Annotated in this window: 19 protein-coding genes and 2 pseudogenes; 13 read left to right on the forward strand and 8 right to left on the reverse strand. The window is 66.8% G+C overall.

Features of this window, described 5'->3' with window-relative positions; genetic code table 11:
* Window positions 1-202: 202 nt before the first annotated feature.
* Complete coding sequence (locus tag ACFUEJ_RS20120) at window positions 203-973, reverse strand: DUF6319 family protein (RefSeq protein ID WP_388031425.1); 771 nt, start codon at window positions 971-973, stop codon at window positions 203-205.
* A 202-nt stretch (window positions 974-1175) separates the two neighbouring features.
* On the opposite strand from ACFUEJ_RS20120, the gene ACFUEJ_RS20125 reads away from it, so the two are divergent.
* Window positions 1176-1319, forward strand: coding sequence for a hypothetical protein (locus ACFUEJ_RS20125; RefSeq protein WP_205334347.1), 144 nt, complete (start codon window positions 1176-1178; stop codon window positions 1317-1319).
* Between the two features lie 131 nt (window positions 1320-1450).
* Here the strand turns inward: ACFUEJ_RS20125 and ACFUEJ_RS20130 are convergent, their stop codons facing one another.
* Entirely contained in the window at window positions 1451-2392 is a 942-nt protein-coding gene (locus tag ACFUEJ_RS20130) for an SDR family oxidoreductase (RefSeq protein WP_265969020.1), read from the reverse strand.
* A gap of 116 nt (window positions 2393-2508) precedes the next feature.
* Here ACFUEJ_RS20130 and ACFUEJ_RS20135 point away from each other — a divergent pair, with 116 nt between their 5' ends.
* Complete coding sequence (locus ACFUEJ_RS20135) at window positions 2509-3348, forward strand: helix-turn-helix transcriptional regulator (RefSeq protein ID WP_388031430.1); 840 nt, start codon at window positions 2509-2511, stop codon at window positions 3346-3348.
* A 40-nt stretch (window positions 3349-3388) separates the two neighbouring features.
* On the opposite strand, the gene ACFUEJ_RS20140 is transcribed toward ACFUEJ_RS20135, so the two are convergent.
* Entirely contained in the window at window positions 3389-4180 is a 792-nt protein-coding gene (locus ACFUEJ_RS20140) for a hypothetical protein (RefSeq protein WP_058250604.1), read from the reverse strand.
* Window positions 4181-4274: 94 nt separating this feature from the next.
* Between ACFUEJ_RS20140 and ACFUEJ_RS20145 the strand changes: the two genes are divergently transcribed.
* From ACFUEJ_RS20145 to ACFUEJ_RS20180, 8 genes are all read left to right on the forward strand, one after another.
* A complete protein-coding gene (locus ACFUEJ_RS20145) occupies window positions 4275-4862 on the forward strand; it encodes a GNAT family N-acetyltransferase (protein ID WP_388031474.1) in 588 nt (195 codons plus the stop codon).
* Window positions 4863-4918: 56 nt separating this feature from the next.
* Entirely contained in the window at window positions 4919-5122 is a 204-nt protein-coding gene (locus tag ACFUEJ_RS20150; RefSeq protein ID WP_068972513.1) for a zinc-ribbon domain-containing protein, read from the forward strand.
* Between the two features lie 90 nt (window positions 5123-5212).
* Window positions 5213-6721 (forward strand): YdiU family protein, encoded by a 1509-nt coding sequence (locus ACFUEJ_RS20155; protein WP_247449271.1) that lies wholly within the window; start codon window positions 5213-5215, stop codon window positions 6719-6721.
* 25 nt (window positions 6722-6746) lie between these two features.
* A complete protein-coding gene (locus ACFUEJ_RS20160) occupies window positions 6747-7118 on the forward strand; it encodes a TraR/DksA C4-type zinc finger protein (protein WP_137809407.1) in 372 nt (123 codons plus the stop codon).
* A 306-nt stretch (window positions 7119-7424) separates the two neighbouring features.
* The gene (locus tag ACFUEJ_RS20165) at window positions 7425-8468 is read left to right on the forward strand and encodes an NAD(P)-dependent alcohol dehydrogenase (RefSeq protein ID WP_277244536.1); all 1044 of its coding nucleotides are present in this window, start codon (window positions 7425-7427) and stop codon (window positions 8466-8468) included.
* Window positions 8469-8545: 77 nt separating this feature from the next.
* Window positions 8546-9271, forward strand: a complete 726-nt coding sequence (locus ACFUEJ_RS20170; protein ID WP_311277954.1) for a 1-acyl-sn-glycerol-3-phosphate acyltransferase — start codon at window positions 8546-8548, stop codon at window positions 9269-9271.
* 69 nt (window positions 9272-9340) lie between these two features.
* On the forward strand, window positions 9341-10432 hold the full coding sequence (locus ACFUEJ_RS20175; protein WP_137809410.1) for a YihY/virulence factor BrkB family protein: 1092 nt from the start codon (window positions 9341-9343) through the stop codon (window positions 10430-10432).
* Window positions 10433-10511: 79 nt separating this feature from the next.
* On the forward strand, window positions 10512-11330 hold the full coding sequence (locus tag ACFUEJ_RS20180; RefSeq protein WP_388031436.1) for a DUF1206 domain-containing protein: 819 nt from the start codon (window positions 10512-10514) through the stop codon (window positions 11328-11330).
* 30 nt (window positions 11331-11360) lie between these two features.
* Here the strand turns inward: ACFUEJ_RS20180 and ACFUEJ_RS20185 are convergent, their stop codons facing one another.
* The 4 genes and pseudogenes from ACFUEJ_RS20185 to ACFUEJ_RS20200 all read right to left on the reverse strand — a co-directional run bounded on the left by ACFUEJ_RS20185 (window position 11361) and on the right by ACFUEJ_RS20200 (window position 15220).
* On the reverse strand, window positions 11361-12845 hold the full coding sequence (locus tag ACFUEJ_RS20185) for a flavin-containing monooxygenase (RefSeq protein ID WP_388031439.1): 1485 nt from the start codon (window positions 12843-12845) through the stop codon (window positions 11361-11363).
* An 84-nt stretch (window positions 12846-12929) separates the two neighbouring features.
* A complete protein-coding gene (locus ACFUEJ_RS20190; RefSeq protein ID WP_159370871.1) occupies window positions 12930-13370 on the reverse strand; it encodes a DUF1622 domain-containing protein in 441 nt (146 codons plus the stop codon).
* Window positions 13371-13415: 45 nt separating this feature from the next.
* A pseudogene (locus ACFUEJ_RS20195) lies at window positions 13416-14305 on the reverse strand (thiamine pyrophosphate-binding protein).
* A gap of 120 nt (window positions 14306-14425) precedes the next feature.
* Window positions 14426-15220, reverse strand: coding sequence for a PfkB family carbohydrate kinase (locus tag ACFUEJ_RS20200; RefSeq protein WP_388031442.1), 795 nt, complete (start codon window positions 15218-15220; stop codon window positions 14426-14428).
* Window positions 15221-15364: 144 nt separating this feature from the next.
* Here ACFUEJ_RS20200 and ACFUEJ_RS20205 point away from each other — a divergent pair.
* From ACFUEJ_RS20205 to ACFUEJ_RS20215, 3 genes and pseudogenes are all read left to right on the forward strand, one after another.
* Window positions 15365-16513 (forward strand): annotated as a pseudogene (locus ACFUEJ_RS20205) (zinc-dependent alcohol dehydrogenase).
* 10 nt (window positions 16514-16523) lie between these two features.
* Window positions 16524-17105, forward strand: a complete 582-nt coding sequence (locus tag ACFUEJ_RS20210) for a hypothetical protein (RefSeq protein WP_226513364.1) — start codon at window positions 16524-16526, stop codon at window positions 17103-17105.
* A gap of 18 nt (window positions 17106-17123) precedes the next feature.
* Window positions 17124-17834: a UdgX family uracil-DNA binding protein gene (locus ACFUEJ_RS20215; RefSeq protein WP_226513363.1), complete on the forward strand. Its 711-nt coding sequence runs from the start codon at window positions 17124-17126 to the stop codon at window positions 17832-17834.
* Between the two features lie 42 nt (window positions 17835-17876).
* Here the strand turns inward: ACFUEJ_RS20215 and ACFUEJ_RS20220 are convergent, their stop codons facing one another.
* A complete protein-coding gene (locus ACFUEJ_RS20220; protein WP_388031446.1) occupies window positions 17877-18428 on the reverse strand; it encodes a TetR/AcrR family transcriptional regulator in 552 nt (183 codons plus the stop codon).
* Window positions 18429-18435 lie beyond the last annotated feature (7 nt).

The following is an 18435-nucleotide window of genomic DNA, read 5'->3' on the forward strand; positions in this document are numbered from 1 at the left end:
CCGCAGCCACCACCGGCCGCCGGGCCACACCCCCACGCCCACACCCATCACAGGACCCTGTTGACACAAACCCTCATAGGCTGCTCAGGGAGCAGAGGGTCGCCCTCCGCAAGCTCCGGGCGCTCCTCAGGGAGCAAGGGTTAGATCGTTCCTTCGGTTTTGGGAGCAGGGTGTGTCGCCCTCCGCAAGCTCCGGTCGCTCCTCAGCGAGCGAGGCCGCGCTGGTCGTCGACGGACCCGTCGAGGTTGGCCAGCGCGGCCCGCGCGGCTTCGAGTTCCTGACTGAGTTCGTCGATGCGGCGTTGCGCGGCCGTTCTGGCCGATTCGATGACGGCGTCGACCGCGGCGATCGCGGTCTCGTCATCGAGCTCCCGCATCGCCCGGGCCACCCGGTCGGCGGTGATCTCGACGGGTTTTGCCAGCTTTCTGGTTCCGACCGCAACCGACAGCGTCCACGTGCTCTCCCCTGCCGCGGTGATGGTGACCGTGGTCGGCGCGGTCGGCGCCTTGGCCTTTCGCGACGACCTGGTCGTCGCAGGCGCCGGCGCCGACTCCGTCGCCCTCGGTGGGGCATCCGTCGCAGGACGCGCCTTTCGGGACGGGCGGGCGGAAGTCGATTCCTCGACATCTGTTTTCGATGACGACGTCGGTTGTGGCTTCGGGGGCGCCGGTTCCGGTGTGCGTCGACGAACCGCAGCGGTCGCAGTGGTCGCGGCTGCCGGTCGGTTACGTCGCAGTTCGTCGGCTTCGAAGGGCAACTGGTCGTCGACGCCCCTCGGGCTCACCGTCACTGTCGTACCGTCGATCGACACGACTCGCGCCGAGGCGCCGGCCTCCAGGTTCAGCGATGGCATCGCATCGCGCAGATAGACCGTGGCTCGCTTACCGGCCGCGAGTGCCGCGGACAGCGACTCCAGGTCGTCGGGACCCAAGCCGGCCCTCGTCTGTGAACTCACCGCGCCATTGTCGCACATGCGTGCGAATCCGCGTTACCCATCACTGCGTCGCGCCGTCGGCGATTCACCGTTCGTGCAGTTCAAACCTAGTACTTGCGACCGTTATCGTTTCGTGACCCACAGCATCGTTGTGGCCTCGAACGTCGCCGGCGGGTCTCGGGTGAACGTTCGCGGCCCTAATGTTCTCGGGGACGGTAACGGGTCTTCGGAGGGACAACTTGTGACAGAGGCCAGCACCCCGACACGCACATCGTCGGTCGCGACACGCGAGACCCCGATTGCCGATCACGCGTATGCAGGCGTCACGATCGCGGCGCTGCTGTGCGCGACCTCGGCAGCGACATTCCTGACGCTCTTCCCCTGAACCTGCCGTCCCTCAGACTTCGAGTGGAAAGCACCGCAAGTGCTCATTGCCGGTGTGTCACCTGCGTCGACTTCGGTCCGCAGGTGGCACACACCACTGGCGGTCGCACATCGGCGCCAGGAGGCCCGTCTTTATCCCGCTGTCACCCGGGTGAGCTGTTCAGACACCGCCCACAGACGCGATGCTGCTTCGTGATCACGGAACGGTTGCCAGGGTTGCCGTAATCCGGGTGGCCCGCCGGCGTCACCGGGCCACTGTGGTCCGAAGAACGCATCATCGGGCGTCTCCGGCTGCGTCGCCGCCATCAGGGCTGGGAGGGCAGCGGTTTCGACGGTGCCCACACCGACGCCGTGCCGCGACATCCACTCGATCACGCGCCGGCCGCTCGTCGGGGCGGTCCTGCCGACCTCAGGACGAGCTGCGAGAAGGCTGGTCGGGGCGACTCCCGGATGTGAGATCACGCTCGTCACATCCCAACCGGCAGCGCGGCTTCGGCGTCCGAGTTCGAGTCCGAACAGCGCGCACGCGATCTTGGACTGGCGGTAGGCCTTCATTGCGTCGTAGTGGCGCTTCCAGTTCAGATCATCCCAATTGATCGAGCCTCGTTTTGCCGCGATGCTCGTCTGCGAGACCACCCGTGCCTTCCCGGACCGGAGCAGCGGAAGCACCGCGACGGTCAGGGCGAAGTGTCCTAGGTGGTTGGTGCCGAACTGGACCTCGAATCCATCGCCTGTGGTCAGGCGTTTCGGCGGAGTCATGATCCCGGCGTTGTTGATCAGGATGTCGCTCGGTGTGCCGTCCGCCCGGAGCCTGCCGGCAAGCGCCTCGACCGATGCCATCGATGACAGGTCGACTTCCTCCATCGTGAGTGTGGCGGCGGGGTGACGATCACGAATGCGCTCGACCGCCCTCGCCCCCTTGTTCGGATCACGCACCGGCACGACCACTTCCGCACCGGCGCCGGCGAGCGCATTCGCGATCTCCCACCCGATGCCGTCACTCGCGCCGGTCACGACCGCTCGACGGCCCGTGAGATCGGGGATGGACAGGCTGTATCTGCTGTTTCGTGTCATGCGGAGCTCCTGACGGACTCGGAATGTTCTCGCTTCCAGTCTTGTGTCGGTCCGCACCGTTATCCACGGCCTGTCGATCCGTGGCTCCGCGGTTCCGGGCGCGCAAGAATGGCCGAATGATCGATCGTCCCGGTCTCGCTGACTTCCTTCGGGTGAGGCGTGCCGCCCTTCAGCCCGAGGACGTCGGACTGCCTCGCGGGCAGCGCCGTCGCACAGGTGGACTCCGTCGCGAAGAGGTGGCTGCCCTGTGTCACATGTCCGCCGACTACTACTCACGACTCGAACGCGAGCGCGGCCCGCAGCCGTCGCCACAAATGGTGGCCGCCATCGCACAGGGCCTCCACCTCTCCGTCGAGGAGCGAGACCACCTGTTCCACCTCGCCGGCCACCGGCCGCCCATGCGCGGACCCGACCGCGAGCACATCTCCCCGGGCATGATGCGGATCTTCGACCGGCTCGCCGACACCCCGGCCGAGATCGTCACCGAACTCGGCGAGACGTTGCGCCAGAACCGACTCGGGGTGGCACTGGTCGGCGACCTCATGCGGTTCGACGGGCCGGCGCGGAGCATCGGCTATCGGTGTTTCACCGATCCGCGGGCTCGCCAATTGCATCCGTCCGCCGACCACGACTTCTACTCACGTATGTACGTATCCGGACTACGAGGAGTGGCTGCGCTACGAGGCCCGCAGTCGTATGCGGCGTCGCTCGCGGAACGGCTCACAGGCGAGAGCGAGGAGTTCCGCGAGATCTGGGCACGGCACGAAGTGGGTATAGCTCCTCGCGAGACCAAGAGGTACGTGCACCCCGAGGTGGGATTGATCGAGCTGAGTTGCCAGATCTTGGTCGACCCGCGGTGTTCGCATTCGCTGCTCGTCTACACCGCGACCCCGGGCAGTGCGAGTGCCGAGAAGCTCCGGTTGCTGTCCGTCGTCGCGGCACCCACGGCGACCTGACGCCCGGCAAGCGAAGCCGAGTCACTCGGAGGGCAGCCGCTCAGAACCCCCCGAAGTCGCCACCGCCGAAGTCGCCTCCCCCGCCGAAGTCGCCGCCACCGAAATCTCCCCCGCCGAAGTCACCGGAGTCACCACCGCCGAAGTCGCCGGAGTCACCGCCTTCCAGGGCGCCACCGTCGGAACCGTCGCCGGCGCCACTCTCGAAGGACTGCGCGTCGTAGGGAACGCCCGCCATGCCGGAGAACATTGCCGAGAACAGGAACATCGATCCGAGTCCCCAGGCGCCGGCAACGAGAGCCGGTTTCCACCACGGCTCGGAGTACCAACCGGCGGGTACCGGCCTGCCCGCGACGCGGCCACCGGGATAGTAGTTGGGCGTCTGCTCCGACGGGTTGGGCGATGCCGCGACCTTTCGTCCCTCGAACTCCACGGTCCGGTCCTCGGTGACCGCACCGGCACTCTTCTGCCCGTCGAGCTCGGGGATCGCCGGACCTGGGTCGAGGTCCATGGCGGCCCGGGCCGCACGGATGTAGTAGAGCCCCTCGATCGCAGTCTGTTTGGCCAGCCGCGCCTGCACCGGCGAATTGGCCTGCTCGATCTGAGACCCCGCCGCGGTGTATCGCTCCCCCGCGTCGGCCAGCGCCTGTTTCGATGCCGGGCCGTCGCCGACCAGCATGAACACCTGGCCGCCCAGACGTTCTATCACCTGTCGTGCGTCGGCTTTCGCGTCCTCGAGGGTGCGGGCCGCGTTGGCGCCGGAACGCTGTTGGGCGAACACCACCACCCCGACGACGATCACGACGATGACGGCGATCAGGATCAGTGCTTCCATGCTTCCCTCCGGTTTCGCGAGTCCGCAGCCCGGTGGCGGTGACGTCAGGCCGACAAAACGGACACCACCGAGCGTACCGATGCCCGCCGACCCGATGCGTCTCGACGGATGGCGAGCACCTCCGGCCTCGTCCATTCTCCGCGAGGCCGGCGGTGGTCGCGGAGTTTCTGCGGTGCCGGACGCGCAGCCGCCGACCGTCATCGGTCACCCTGGGTGGGTGACCGGTCGGCACGCGGTACGAATTCAACGTTCGCAGAACTCCCACCATGTGGCCGAGCTCCGCTGGGAGTGGGCGTACGAAGGCGATCGCTCCGTCGGGCCGTGGCTTGGCGATACCGCCTTCGTCGCCGCGGTTGCGAGTTGGTTGGACGATGAGCGACGAACGGTCTGGACCGCGGGCACGGACGACATGACTGTGGGAATGGTGTGCTTGACCGAACACGCCCGGATGCCGAGTCCCCGGCAGGGCGCCGGCGGCCGATGGGGTTATCTCGGTCATCTGTACGTCCGCCCGGCATTCCGCGGTGCCGGGATCGGACGTGAACTGGTCCGGCATACCGTCGCGACCGCGGACGGCCGTGGATACGCGAAGGTGGTGCTCAACCCGACCGAAGCATCGACAGACCTGTACAAACAATGCGGTTTCACAGCCGAGAACGACCTCATGGTCCGCCGCCCGTGATCGACTACCGCGGCGCATGACCGGCCGCCGCGAGCCGCGAACTCTACGATGGCGGTGTGTTCTTCTTGTTCGGATATGGCCGTAGGCAGAAGCATCTCGGTGCAGGTCAGACCCGCACCTGTCCCCGCTGCCACAACACCACCCAGTGGGCGCGGATGCGTGAATACAGCCAGTTCAGCGTGTTCTTCATCCCGATCGCCCGGTGGAACCGGCGCAACTTCGAGGCCTGCGGCATCTGCGGCGCGGCGCTGGCGGCCTGATCGCCGTCCGGGGTGAGTGAGGTGGACACTCCTCCCTCGCCCCTTCTGCGCCGCCGGTTTGCCGGTCCGGAAACTGGTTACCCTCGAAGGGTGTCCGTCTCTCCCGATACTCCCGCCCGCACGAGTGCTGCGATCACCGGCTTCAAGCGCACCTTCGCCGACGAGCTGACGCCCTTCACCGTGCCGTGGCAGGGTGCCGAGACGCCTGACCCCCGACTGCTCGTCGTCAACGAGTCACTCGCCGACGACCTGGGCCTCGACATCGCGGCACTGACATCCGACGACGGTGTCGCACTTCTGTCGGGTGCGGCCGCGCCCGCCGATGCCGTCCCTGTCGCCACCGCGTACTCGGGGCATCAATTCGGCGGGTACACACCGCTTCTCGGGGACGGTCGGGCGTTGCTGCTCGGGGAGCTGATCGACCGCGGCGGTCGACGAGTCGATCTACAGCTCAAGGGTTCTGGGCGTACCCCCTTCTCCCGAGGTGGCGACGGATTCGCGGTGGTCGGGCCGATGCTGCGCGAGTATCTGGTCAGCGAGGCCATGCACGCACTGGGGATCCCGACCACGCGTTCGCTGTCGGTCGTGGCCACGGGGCGAGACATCCAGCGCACCGGGGCCGAGCCCGGCGCGGTGTTGGCGCGGATCGCAGCCAGCCATCTCCGTGTCGGCACCTTCGAGTACGCAATCCGGAACACCGGCCTGACGCAACAACTCGCCGACTATGCGATCAGCCGCCACTACCCGGAGCTCGCGAAAGCGTCGGAGGCCGGCGACGGCAACCGGTATCTCGCGTTCTTCGAAGCCGTACTCGAACGTCAGGCCGCACTGGTGGCCCAGTGGATGCTGGTGGGGTTCGTGCACGGCGTGATGAACACCGACAACACGACGATCTCGGGTGAGACCATCGACTACGGGCCCTGCGCCTTCCTCGACGCCTTCGACCCGTCGGCGGTGTTCAGCTCGATCGACCACGCGGGCCGATACGCCTACGGGAATCAGCCCGCCGTCCTGAAGTGGAATCTGGCGCGGTTCGCCGAAACCCTGCTCAGGCTCATGGCCCCGACACCCGATGAGGCGATCGCTGCGGCGTCGGACGTGCTCGCCACGTACGAGGCGCGGTACGAACACCATTTCGCCACCGGCATGGCGTCGAAAATCGGTCTGACAGAAGCGTTTTCCGAACCCGAACTGGTCGCCGACCTGTTGACCCTGATGCGTGATCATCGTGCGGACTGGACAGGCACCTTCCGGGCGCTGGCCGACGAACTCCGCGGAGATCAGGTCCCGATCATCAGCCTCATGCCGCGCGAGCAGATCGGTCCGTGGCTTGAACGATGGCGCCGTGAACTCGCCCGTCTCGGTCGTGAGCCCGGTGCGGTCGCCGAGGCGATGGACACCGTGAACCCGGTGTACATCCCGCGCAACCATCAGGTCGACGCCGCTTTGCGCGCCGCGACCGACGGCGATCTGGAACCGTTCACGCGGCTGATGGATCCCGTCACGCATCCGTTCGAACGCCGCACCGAATGGGCTCACTTCGCGGCGCCGGCCCCGCAGGCGTTCAGCGACAGCTTCCAGACCTTCTGCGGCACCTGAGCGAGACGACGTCGGTGGGCCCACGGTGACCTCGAGGCAGGATGACGAGTCGCGGGATGTGCTGCTCGCAGAACGGGAACGGACCGCCGCGCTGATCGAATCGTTGTCGTCCCGGCTGGCCGCGGTGCTCGAGGCGACCAGCGACGCGGCGGCCGACGACGAGCACGACCCGGAAGGTTCGACTCTCGCGGTGGAACGCGGCCATCTGGTTGCGCAGCTGGAACGGTCGCGAGTCCGGCTCGACGAGATCGGTGCCGCCCTGGACCGGGTCGGCGCGGGTGCCTACGGCCGGTGCGAGGACTGTGGCGAACCCATCGGTGCCGAGCGCCTCGAAGTCCTGCCGGCCACCCGGCAGTGTGTGCGGTGCGCCGCTCGGAATCAGTCGCGACGATGGTGACCCGGAGTCGCAGCGTTGTCCGGTCCACCCGTACTCCAAAGTGCATCCGGTCCTCTTCCGCCTCCGGCCGTCGTCTCGGCTGATCGACTCTGCCACAGGATGTTTGACGCACCCGCCGACACGCCCGGCACGCCGCGACATCGAACTCCGTGGTCCGTCCCGGCTTCTGATCGGCATAGTCCACCTGTGCCGCGGTTCAGCAGGAATTCGCGTCTGGTTTCCCGCCGACGTATGCGCGTATCGCCATACGCGGGTAGACCGGAAGGCGGGAGAGCACGCAACGACTCGAACCGAGAGGTGTCCGGCATGAAAGCCATCCAGATCGTCAAGCCAGGAAGTCCGCCCGAGCTCCGCGAGGTCGACAAGCCGACACCCGGCCCCGGCCAGGTGTTGTTGAAGGTGACTGCCGCCGGTGCGTGCCACTCCGACGATTTCGTGCTCAACATGCCCGCCGAGGGTTTTCCCTATCCGTTACCCATGACGCTCGGGCACGAGGGAGCCGGTGTGGTCGCCGAGATCGGCAGCGGTGTGACGTCGCTGACCGAGGGAACCGCGGTGGCGGTCTACGGCCCCTGGGGTTGCGGGACCTGTCACTTCTGCTCGCGTGGGTTCGAGAACTACTGCAGTCGTGCGGCCGAACTCGGCATCACTCCCCCCGGGCTCGGCAACGAAGGTGCGATGGCCGACTACATGATCGTCGACGACGCCCGGCACCTCGTTCCGCTCGGCGACCTCGACCCGATCGCAGCGGTACCGCTCACCGACGCGGGGCTCACGCCGTATCACGCGATCAAACCGTCGCTGCCGAAGCTCGTCGGCGGCACCACGGCCGTCGTCATCGGTGCGGGCGGATTGGGGCACATCGGGATTCAGCTGTTACGGCATCTGACCCCGGCGCGCATCATCGCCCTCGACCTCAGCGAGGACAAGCTCGCGTTCGCACGCGAGGTGGGTGCCCATGAGACCGTTCTCAGCGATGCCGACGCCGTGGCGAATGTCCGGAAGATCACCGAAAACGTCGGCGCCACCGCGGTATTCGACTTCGTCGGCTTGCAGCCGACCATCGACACCGCGATGGGAATCGTCGGCACATTGGGCGACGTCGTGATCGTCGGCATCGGTGACGGTGTCGCCGCGGCGAAGGTCGGCTTTTTCACCCAGCCCTATGAGGTGTCGGTTCGGGCGCCGTACTGGGGTGCGCGGCACGAACTGATCGAGGTCCTCGACCTCGCGCGCGACGGTGTCCTGGAGGTCGCCGTCGAGAAGTTCTCCCTCGACGACGGGCTCGAGGCCTACCGTCGGTTGGCCTCGAACGAACTGCGTGGCCGGGCGGTCGTCGTCCCCGACTGACCTCGGAGCTACCCGGGCTGTCATGCGGAGTCCCGTTGCGGCACCGCGGCGCCGCAACCTACGGTACCGTAACTTAGGTGAAGGTCGAGCTGTCCGAGGCACAGGCGGTATACGAGCACTACCGGACCCATCAGCAGGACCGCGCCCGGGCGCGAATGATGTACGCGGTGCTCGCCGCCCGAATCCGGCCGGTCGTGCGCTTTCGTTCGCGGGAGGCGATCGACCGCACCGTGTGCAGCGGGGCGCCGCTGCTCATCGCGGCGAATCATGTCTCCGAGCGCGACCCGTTGGTCCTCGCAGCTGCGGGCTTCCGGTCACCGCTGCGGCGCCGGATAGGCAGCCTGCGTGTCCTCGCGAAGGACGAGCTGTTCCAAGACGCGGATCAGCGGAAGAAGATCGACACTCTGGGCGGAATCCCGGTGTTTCGCAGCAAGGACCACGGAGTGCGAGCTGCGGCCGACGCCGGGCGTCAGATGATCGCCGTCTGCGTCGAACGAATGGCACGCGGGGACAGCATCGCGGTGTTTCCTGAGGGGACCTGCAACGAGGGCGACCCGACGGAGGTTCAGCGGCTCGGCACCGGGATCGGCCACATCGCCCATCGAGCCCTGCGAGACGGTGTCGGACTGTGGTTGGTCTCCGCCGGGATCGCCTACCCGGCCGGTGGTGGCCGGCCCGTTGTCGCTCTGGGTGAACCGGTGGACCTCGGCGCCCGTCGAGACGACACACCCGCCGCCGTGACCCGCTGGATCCAGCGAGATCTGCAGGGGGCGGTCGACGACGCCTGCGGCCACGTGCGCTGACCCCACAGGTGACGGGTGCGCCGACGTCGGCCGGGTTTGGCTTGCGTGTTCGCCGGTTAAGCGCAGGGGATGAAACGAGATGACGCCGCTGAACGAGCGGACAAGGATCCGGCCTCAGCTGAACCGGACGTTCGCGACGACCCCGAATCGGCCGACCCCGATGATCCGCGCAAGCCGGACTCCCCCACTGACCTGACCAAGCCGTCCCTCCTCTTCGTGCTGAAGAAGACCGCGCGGGAGTTCTCGCGCGATCAGTGCACCGATCTGGCAGCGGCGCTCACCTATTACTCCGTGCTCTCGCTGTTCCCGGCGCTGCTCGCGCTGGTCTCGCTGCTCGGTGTGTTCGGCCAGGGCGAGAAGACGACCGACGCCGTCCTGCAGATGGTCGACGACCTCGGACCGTCGTCGGCCGTGGACACGTTGCGGGGCCCCGTCGAACAACTCGTGGCCGCCCCCAGCGCCGGTTTCGCCCTCGTACTCGGTCTGCTCGGCGCGCTCTGGTCCGCGTCGGGTTACGTGGGGGCGTTCGGACGCGCGATGAACCGGATGTACGAGATCGACGAAGGCCGTCCCATCTGGAAGCTGCGGCCGATCATGCTGCTCGTGACCCTCGTAGCACTCGTGCTCGCCGCTGCCGTGGCACTGATGCTGGCCGTCAGCGGACCGATCGCGAAATCGATCGGAGACGCCATCGGTTTCGGCGAGACCGCGCTGACCGTCTGGAACATCGTTCGATGGCCCATCCTCCTGCTGTTCGTGATCCTGATCGTCGCCATCTTGTACTGGGCGACCCCGAACGTGCAGCAGCCGAAGTTCCGGTGGATCAGCGCCGGAGCGGTGCTGGCCATCGTCACCTGGATCGTCGCGTCGGCGGCATTTGCGCTGTACGTCTCGAACTTCGGCAGCTACAACAAGACCTACGGCGCACTCGCGGGTGTCATCGTCTTCCTGCTGTGGCTGTGGCTGACGAACCTCGCGCTGCTGTTCGGGGCCGAGTTCGACTCCGAACTCGAACGTGGCCGACAGCTACAGGCGGGGATGCCGGCCGAAGAGCACCTGCAACTGCCGCCTCGGGACACCACGGCGTCGGACAAGAACGACGAGAAGGACCAGAAATACATCGAACAGGCTCGGGCCCTTCGTAACTCGCAGGGGAAGTGAGCGACCGGCCGGCACCCCGTAACGTCAGTGGAACCGGCCGGGCACCAGCTCGGTCGAACGGCGGAAGGAACGTGGCGCGATGAGCCGCAATCAAGTGACCGGCGCGGTCGACCGCGCCACCGACAGCCCGTGGTTCGAACGTTTGGCGCGTGCCGGCCACGCGGTCAGCGGCCTGCTCCATCTGCTGATCGCCTACATCATCCTGCGCCTCGCCTTCGGTGGGGGCGGGAACGCCGACCAGTCGGGTGCGTTGGGGATCTTCGCCGACTCGTCCGGCGGCCGCGTCGTCCTGTGGGTGGCCGCGGTCGCGTTCGCAGCACTCGCGCTGTGGCGACTCGCCGAGGCCGTCGTCGGACCCCACGCCACCGAACCGGGCGAGGACAGTGGTGGCGCCGAGCAGTGGTTCGATCGCGGAAAAGCGCTTTCGCTCGCCGTGGTCTACATCGGGTTTGCCTGGTCGGCGACACGTTTCGCGACGGGCCAGGGCAAGTCGAGCGGTCAGGAGAACGCCGGACTGACAGCGCGACTCCTGCAGTCCGGTGGCGGGAAGTTCGTCCTCGTCGCGGCCGGCCTGATCATCATCGGCGTCGGCGTCTACCACGTCTACAAGGGAGCCAGCCGGTCGTTCCTCGACGATCTCAAGATCTCCGACGACAAGGCGGCGACAATCGCGGGCGTGATCGGCTATTGCGGCAAGGGTGTCGTTCTGGCCGGCACCGGCATCCTGGTCATCGTGGCTGTCGCGACCGCCGATCCGTCGAAGGCCACGGGGATCGACGGAGCGGTCAAGACACTCGCCGGCCTCCCCGCCGGGCAGGTGCTGATGATCCTGGCCGCGGTGGGTATCGCGGCCTACGGCGTCTACTGCTACTGGCTGGTGCGGTTCGCGCGGATGTGACTCAGCCCGCCGTCCGGCAAGTCGTCACCGCTACCCGACCGTCGACCGCACCCGCTCCCCCGCCCGCGCGAAACGCACGTTGTCGTCGGCGACGTCACCACGGAACAACTTGCGGTCGGCGTAGTAGCTCATCGACATCACCCAGGGCTCCTCAGGACCCTGCTTGGGCAGGGTGTCGAGGGCTCGTTGGACGTAGCCGGCCCCGAAGTCGAGCAGTGGCCGAGTCGGCATATCGGGGTCCGCAACCGCCCACACACTGTCGTATCCGTGAGAATCCATGTGCGCCAGAAGTTTGCAGAAGTACTCGCACAACAGTCCGATCTTGAGGGTCCACGACGCATTGGTGTAACCGATCGCCAGCGCGAAGTTCGGGACACCGGACAGCATCATCCCGCGGTAGACGACGGTGTCGGGAAGGGACACCGATTCACCGTCGACGCTCAGTTCGATGCCACCGATGATCTTGATGTTGAGCCCGGTCGCGGTGACGACGATGTCGGCCTCGAGTTCCTCCCCGCCCACTGTCCGGATGCCGTTCTCGGTGAAGGTGTCGACCCGGTCGGTGACGATCGAGGCCTTCCCGGAGCGAATCACCCGGAACAGGTCGGCGTCGGGCACCACACACAGCCGCTGGTCCCAGGGGTTGTACGGGGGATTGAAATGCGTGTCCACCGGATAGTCCTCGGGCAGCTGAGATTCGTTGATCTTGCGGATCACCCGACGAGCGACCGATGGGAATCGCTGGCACAGCTCGAAGAGCACCCGCTGTTGCGCGACGTTCTTGTGTCGGGTCAATGCGTATCCGCGTTCGGTGCCGAACACTTTCTTGAGGGTGTTGGCGATGGCGTCCTCGCGGGGCAGCGGGAGGATGTAGGTCGGTGTGCGCTGGAGCATGGTGACGTGCGCAGCCTGTTCCGCCATCGCGGGAAGCAGCGTGACCGCCGTGGCGCCGCTGCCGATGACCACGACCCGCTTGCCCGTGTAATCGAGGTCCTCGGGCCAGTGCTGCGGATGCACGATCTCGCCACGGAACGTCTTGGTGCCGGCGAACTCCGGCGCGAACCCCGCGTCGTAGTCGTAGTAACCCGAGCCACAGAAGATCCATCGCGCACTGATCTGGCTTCGCGTTCCGGTGTCGGTGTGTTCGACGTCGACCGTCCACCGCGCGGTGTCCGACAACCACGCGGCCGCCACCACCCGATGCCCATACCGGACCAGCGGAGCGAGATCGTTCTCGTAGATCGTCTCGTGGAGGTAATCGAGGATTCGCGGGGCGTCGGCGATCGCCTGTCGATCGGTCCAGGGCTTGAAGTCGTACCCGAAGGTGTGCAGGTCCGAGTCGGACCGAATCCCCGGGTAGCGGAACAGGTCCCACGTACCGCCGGCGGTATTCCGGGCCTCGAGAATCGCGATCGACTTGCCAGGGTGTTCGGTTCGCACCCAGCGGGCCGCACCGATGCCGGAGATCCCGGCACCGACGATGAGGACATCGACTTCGTCTGGGATCGTTGTCACCCGGCACTCCTTCGGTCGGTCTGTCGGTGATCGGCATCCAGGATGCCTCGCCGGTCGTTGTCGGCGCCAGACCGGGTGGCGACACTACCCGTCGACGCGTCGCGCGGTGCTTTCGGTTGTCGGTCGCGCAGCTGCTGCGTCGTTCGCGACCGCTGCACCGAGCAGTTGTCCACCGCTGGTCAGCAACGCTCGACGCCACGGCGCCACGCCCTCGATCTCGATCTGGATGGACATCGACAACACGGTACGGATGAGCACGATGAGCCCGAGGATGAGCGCATCCTCGATCGACGGTTTGGACGTGATGGTGCGGATGAGATCCGCCGCGACCAGGACTTCCAGCCCCAGGAGAATGGCTGCTCCGAGTGTGTTGCGCAGTACCGAGAAGGCAGTGTTGCCACCCTCTCCCCGACGGAGCGAACGTGCGCCCAGCACGCACGCGATGATCGCTCCCACGATCATCGCGAAGGCTCCGACTGCCTCGAACCCGACCGCTACCGCTGTGAAGAGTTCCTCACCGCTCATGCGGTGGAGAGTACGGGACCGGGGCGCAGCCGGTGTCCCGTGTAGTCAGTCGTTGTCGGACTGCCGTCCGGGTAGGAACTGGCGGATTCCCTGTCTGGCTGCGTTCTTGGCGACGGCCCATGCATCGTCGTCACCCTTGACCAGCGCCTCGCCGAGGGCGAGGACCTGCTCGCGGGTCGCGTGCGGCGGGACGGGAGGCACCGTCGGGTCGCAACGCACGTCGAGCAACGCCGGTCGATCGGCGGCCAGGGCGGTGTCCCATGCGGTACCGAGACCATCCGGGTCGTCGACGTTGATCCCGACGAGTCCGATCCCCCGCGCGAAGGCCGCGTAGTCGACGTCGGGGAGTTCCTGTGAGGCAGCGAATTTCGGCGATCCTGACATCGCGCGCTGTTCCCACGTCGGCAACCGTGATGAGCTCGGGCGCGCATCCTCGAGCGCCCTGGCCGACCAGCATCGCGACCCGCTCCCCGGAGTTGAGGATCTGGGCTGCCCGCGCGACCGCATCGGGGTCCGGCGCGGGGGTCGCCGAGGTGACCCCGAGGCTCGACGGGACCTGCTTGAAGGCCTGCTGTGGTGGCTCGTGTCGATTTCCTGCTGATACGCACCACCCATCGCGGATCGCTCGGTCTGACCCACCAGCGCGACGATGGGCACGTGGTCGAGTTTGGCGTCGTAGAGCCCGTTGAGGAGGTGGATACCGCCGGGACCACTGGTCGCGGCACATACACCGACCTCACCGGAGAATTTCGCGTACCAGACGGCTTGGAACGCGCTCATCTCCTCGTGGCGCGATTGGACGAACTGCGGATCGTTCTCCGCGCGAACCCAGGCCGACAGCAGGCCGTTGATGCCGTCGCCGGGGTAGCCGAAAACCTGCCGGACCCCCCACTCCGAAGGCGTTGCAGCACGATGTCGGCGACGGTCTCGGACATGGATTCTCCTCGGGACGACGTCCCGGACGGTGACGGTGACCGCCGGGCTGTCGCTCGACTACCCGGGGAGAAGCCCGCCGACACCCGACGGGCTGGGCCGACCGAGCACTCGCCCGTGGGTCACCTCGATCCGTGCCACACGGCGTCGAACGGTGCGTTCGAGGCGAGACGGCCGACGATGCCGTCGTGGGTGAACTGCTTGGCGGTCCGGATCGCGTCGAGGACCCCTGCGCCCTTGGTGAGTTCGGCGGTGGTGGCGGCCGCGAACACGCAGCCGGCTCCGGAGACCCGCTCGTCGCCCACCTTCGGGGCACGCAGGACGGTGACCTCGTAGCCGTCGAAGACGACGTCGATCGCCTCATCGCCGGGGAGTCCGACCCCGCCCTTCACGACGACGACCTGCGGCCCGAGTTCATGGATTCGCCGCGCCGCCTCGGCGAGGTCGTCGGTGGACGTCAGTTCGTCCATGCCGGCCAAGGTCGCGGCCTCGAACAGATTGGGGGTCACCACGGTGGCCAGCGGCAAGATCTCGGAGCGGAGGGCGTTGTCGGTGTCGAGTGCGGCGCCGGGCTCCTGACCCTTGCAGATCAGCACCGGGTCGACGACGACGTCTCGCCACTGTCGGGAGCCGAGCGCCTGCGCGACCGTGGAGATGGTGGCCGGGGTGCCCAGCATGCCGATCTTCACGACCTCGGGTTCGTGCGCGGCAGTGGCCACCTCGATCTGATCGGCGATCACCCCGGAGTCGATCGGTACGAACCGATGGGACCACTCGTTGTTCGGGTCGAAGGACACGATGCAGGTGATGGTCCCGACACCATAGGTACCCAGCTGTGCGAAGGTGCGCAGGTCGGCCTGGATGCCCGCTCCCCCGCTGGCCTCCGAACCGGCGATCACATAAGACACCACTGACATCGACGATCTCCTCCCGCGGCCTGTCCTGGATTCGGGTTCCTTTTCTACACCCCCGCGCGTGACACCAGTCTGCGCCCATTGCGCCGTCGCCGCGGTTGGTACGGCACCCGTGGGGGTATCCGAGCGCGCATGAGTCCAGACACCATGCGCGCAATGGTCTACCGCGGCCCCTACAAAGTCCGCGTGGAGTCCAAGCCCGTCCCCGCCATCGAACATCCCAACGACGCCATCGTGCGGGTGACGCACGCCGCCATCTGTGGGTCGGATCTGCACCTGTACCACGGCATGATGCCCGACACCCGGCCCGGCATGACCTTCGGACACGAGTTCATCGGCGTGGTCGAGGCAGTCGGGGGCTCGGTCCAGAACCTGCGCGTCGGCGACCGCGTGATGGTGCCCTTCAACGTCTACTGAGGAACGTGCTACTTCTGCGCGCGCGGCCTCTATTCCAACTGCCACAACGTCAATCCGAACGCCACCGCCGTCGGCGGGATCTACGGCTATTCGCACACCTGCGGTGGATACGACGGCGGCCAGGCCGAATTCGTGCGGGTCCCGTTCGCCGACGTCGGCCCCGCTGTCATTCCCGACTGGATGGACCCCGAGGACGCACTCCTACTGACCGACGCCCTCGCGACCGGCTACTTCGGAGCCCAGCTCGCCGACATCCGTCAGGGCGAGACCGTCATCGTGTTCGGTGCCGGACCGGTCGGTCTGTACGCCGCGCGGTCGGCCTGGTTCATGGGTGCCGGACGGGTCATCGTCATCGACCATCTGCAGTATCGCCTGGACAAGGCGGCTCAGTTCGCTCACGCCGAGACCTACAACTTCGCCGAATACGACGACATCATCGTCCATCTCAAGAACATCACCGACAACATCGGTGCGGATCGGGTGATCGACGCCGTCGGCGCCGAGGCCGACGGCAACTTTCTCCAACACGTGACCGCGGCCAAGTTCAAATTGCAGGGCGGCTCGCCGATAGCCCTGAACTGGGCCATCGATTCGGTTCGCAAGGGTGGGACCGTCTCGGTCGTCGGCGCGTACGGACCGATGTTCAGCGCGGTCAAATTCGGCGACGCGATGAACAAGGGACTCACCCTCAACATGAACCAATGCCCGGTCAAACGGCAGTGGCCGAGACTGTTCGAACATGTGCGTGACGGGTACTTCAAGCCGAACGACATTGTGACGCACCGTATACCGCTCGAACACATCGCCGAGGGCTATCACATCTTCTCGGCGAAACTCGATGACTGCATCAAGCCCATCGTCGTCGCCGACGCCGCCTGAGGAGGACGCCATGCCCGCTTATCCCGCTGACCGACCCAACGATCCCGACACTTCCGCTCTCGTCGACCGCATACCGGGCTGGGGAGTCGATCTGGACACCGCGAACCGCCCATCGGTGCCCCGTGAACTACCCGTCGAGCCGGCGCCCGGTGTCCACTGGACCGTCCCGGACGACCAGCCCGAACGCTGGCCGCGCGAACGATCGAATGAACACGCTTTTCTCCCACCGGTTTTCGGCACGTCTACCCCGCCACGCGGGCTCTCCGGAGCGATTCGGAAGTTCGCTTATCGCTACAGCGAGGGCCGCGCGGCACACTGGCTGATCCTTCTCTACGCCGACCGAGTGGCGTCGGTCGAGGCGCACCTTACATCCTTCGCGAGCGCGCGCCCCGACAACCCGATCACCGAAACCGGGATCGCGTCCGAGTTCAGTCACAACGGGTGGTCGTCCCGTCGTGGCAGCGCCCGAGTCGACACCAACCACACCTGGATCGATCCGCTGATCGTGGGCGGTCCGTGGGTGATCACCGGGGCCCTTGCGGCCGTTGCGGCACGGCGTCTGTTGCGGTTGACTCGACGATCTCGTCGATGACACCGGCTGTGGGACATCGTGACTCCCAGAGCTGACGCGTCGCATGCGGGGGCCGCGCAGTTCGTTCCCGACTCGCACGATCTCACCGTTCTCACGTTGGCGGCGCGGTCCTGTCGCGGCTGTGACCTGTACCGCGATGCCGACCAGACGGTCTTCGGGGCGGGCTCGCCCGGTTCGACGATCATGTTCATCGGTGAACAGCCCGGTGACCAGGAGGATCGTGCGGGCGAACCATTTGTCGGTCCGGCCGGCCGCTTGTTCGACCGCGCACTCGACGCCGCCGACATCGACCGCGAGACCACCTACGTCACCAATGCGGTCAAGCATTTCAAGTTCACCCGGGCAGCGGGCCAGAAGAGGCGGATCCACGAGAAGCCGAATCGCGGCGAGGTCATCGCGTGCCGGCCGTGGTTGCTGGCCGAACTCGATGCGATCTCGCCGCGCATCGTCGTGTGTCTGGGCGCCACGGCCGCACAGGCCCTGCTGGGCACCGGCTTCCGGCTCACCCGGCACCGTGGCGAGCGCTTCGATCTCGGCGCCGACGGAGACCTCGGCGCCGACGGAGACCTCGGCCCCGACCATTCCGAGTCCGTGGTGGCGACCGTTCACCCGTCGTCGATTCTCCGCGGACCCACTGATCAGCGCGAGCGGGCCTTCGACGCCTTCGTCGCCGACCTCCGCGTCGTCCAGGATCTGGCGAGCGAAGCCGGCTCGGAGGCGTCTCACTAGTACCGGCTCGGTGGAGTGGCACCAGCGCCTCCGGGGCGCGCATCAACGGTCGCTCCGCATGACGCCACCCACCAGCGCGTCGACCGCTGCTGACTCCTGCTCGGGTGGCATCGGCCATGTCGCCAGGGCCATGAAGCCACGAATGATCCACTGAGCTTGTGCGATGTCACGCTCGGCGAGTCCCGACAGCGTGATCGCGGCTTCGGTTATGGCCGGGGATGCCAACGCTTCCGGGGCAGTGCTGAAGAACCGTTGTGATGCCAGGAGCTGCTGGATCACTCTGTCACGGCGCACCTCTTGCAGGGCCACAGTGATGGCAGCTACCGAGCGCTCCGCGCCTTGCAAGCGCGCCGTACGCGCGGCGACGGTGGTGGTGATCCGTATCGAGGACGCGGCAAGCACTGCGTCGATGATCGCCTTCTTGCCGCCAACATGTCGGTAGACGGTCGCGCGTGAACAGTGCGCACCGCGGGCCAGCTCGTTGATGTCGAAGTTGTCGACACCGTTACGGCGGATCAGTACCGCCGCTGCGGCAATGAGACGGTCTCGAGCCCGGTCGGATCGGTGCTCGTCCAGCAGCCAGTCGTGCGCCATATTCTCA

The sequence above is a fragment of the Gordonia sp. NPDC057258 genome, from assembly GCF_042668985.1.
Lineage (GTDB): Bacteria > Actinomycetota > Actinomycetes > Mycobacteriales > Mycobacteriaceae > Gordonia > Gordonia hongkongensis.

Coding starts and splice junctions, on each gene's coding strand:
- ACFUEJ_RS20120 (WP_388031425.1), bottom strand. CDS start 973: ATGTGCGACAATGGCGCGGTGAGTTCACAGACGAGGGCCGGCTTGGGT.
- ACFUEJ_RS20130 (WP_265969020.1), bottom strand. CDS start 2,392: ATGACACGAAACAGCAGATACAGCCTGTCCATCCCCGATCTCACGGGC.
- ACFUEJ_RS20135 (WP_388031430.1), top strand. CDS start 2,509: ATGATCGATCGTCCCGGTCTCGCTGACTTCCTTCGGGTGAGGCGTGCC.
- ACFUEJ_RS20140 (WP_058250604.1), bottom strand. CDS start 4,180: ATGGAAGCACTGATCCTGATCGCCGTCATCGTCGTGATCGTCGTCGGG.
- ACFUEJ_RS20145 (WP_388031474.1), top strand. CDS start 4,275: ATGCGTCTCGACGGATGGCGAGCACCTCCGGCCTCGTCCATTCTCCGC.
- ACFUEJ_RS20165 (WP_277244536.1), top strand. CDS start 7,425: ATGAAAGCCATCCAGATCGTCAAGCCAGGAAGTCCGCCCGAGCTCCGC.
- ACFUEJ_RS20175 (WP_137809410.1), top strand. CDS start 9,341: ATGAAACGAGATGACGCCGCTGAACGAGCGGACAAGGATCCGGCCTCA.
- ACFUEJ_RS20180 (WP_388031436.1), top strand. CDS start 10,512: ATGAGCCGCAATCAAGTGACCGGCGCGGTCGACCGCGCCACCGACAGC.
- ACFUEJ_RS20190 (WP_159370871.1), bottom strand. CDS start 13,370: ATGAGCGGTGAGGAACTCTTCACAGCGGTAGCGGTCGGGTTCGAGGCA.
- ACFUEJ_RS20200 (WP_388031442.1), bottom strand. CDS start 15,220: ATGTCAGTGGTGTCTTATGTGATCGCCGGTTCGGAGGCCAGCGGGGGA.
- ACFUEJ_RS20210 (WP_226513364.1), top strand. CDS start 16,524: ATGCCCGCTTATCCCGCTGACCGACCCAACGATCCCGACACTTCCGCT.
- ACFUEJ_RS20220 (WP_388031446.1), bottom strand. CDS start 18,428: ATGGCGCACGACTGGCTGCTGGACGAGCACCGATCCGACCGGGCTCGA.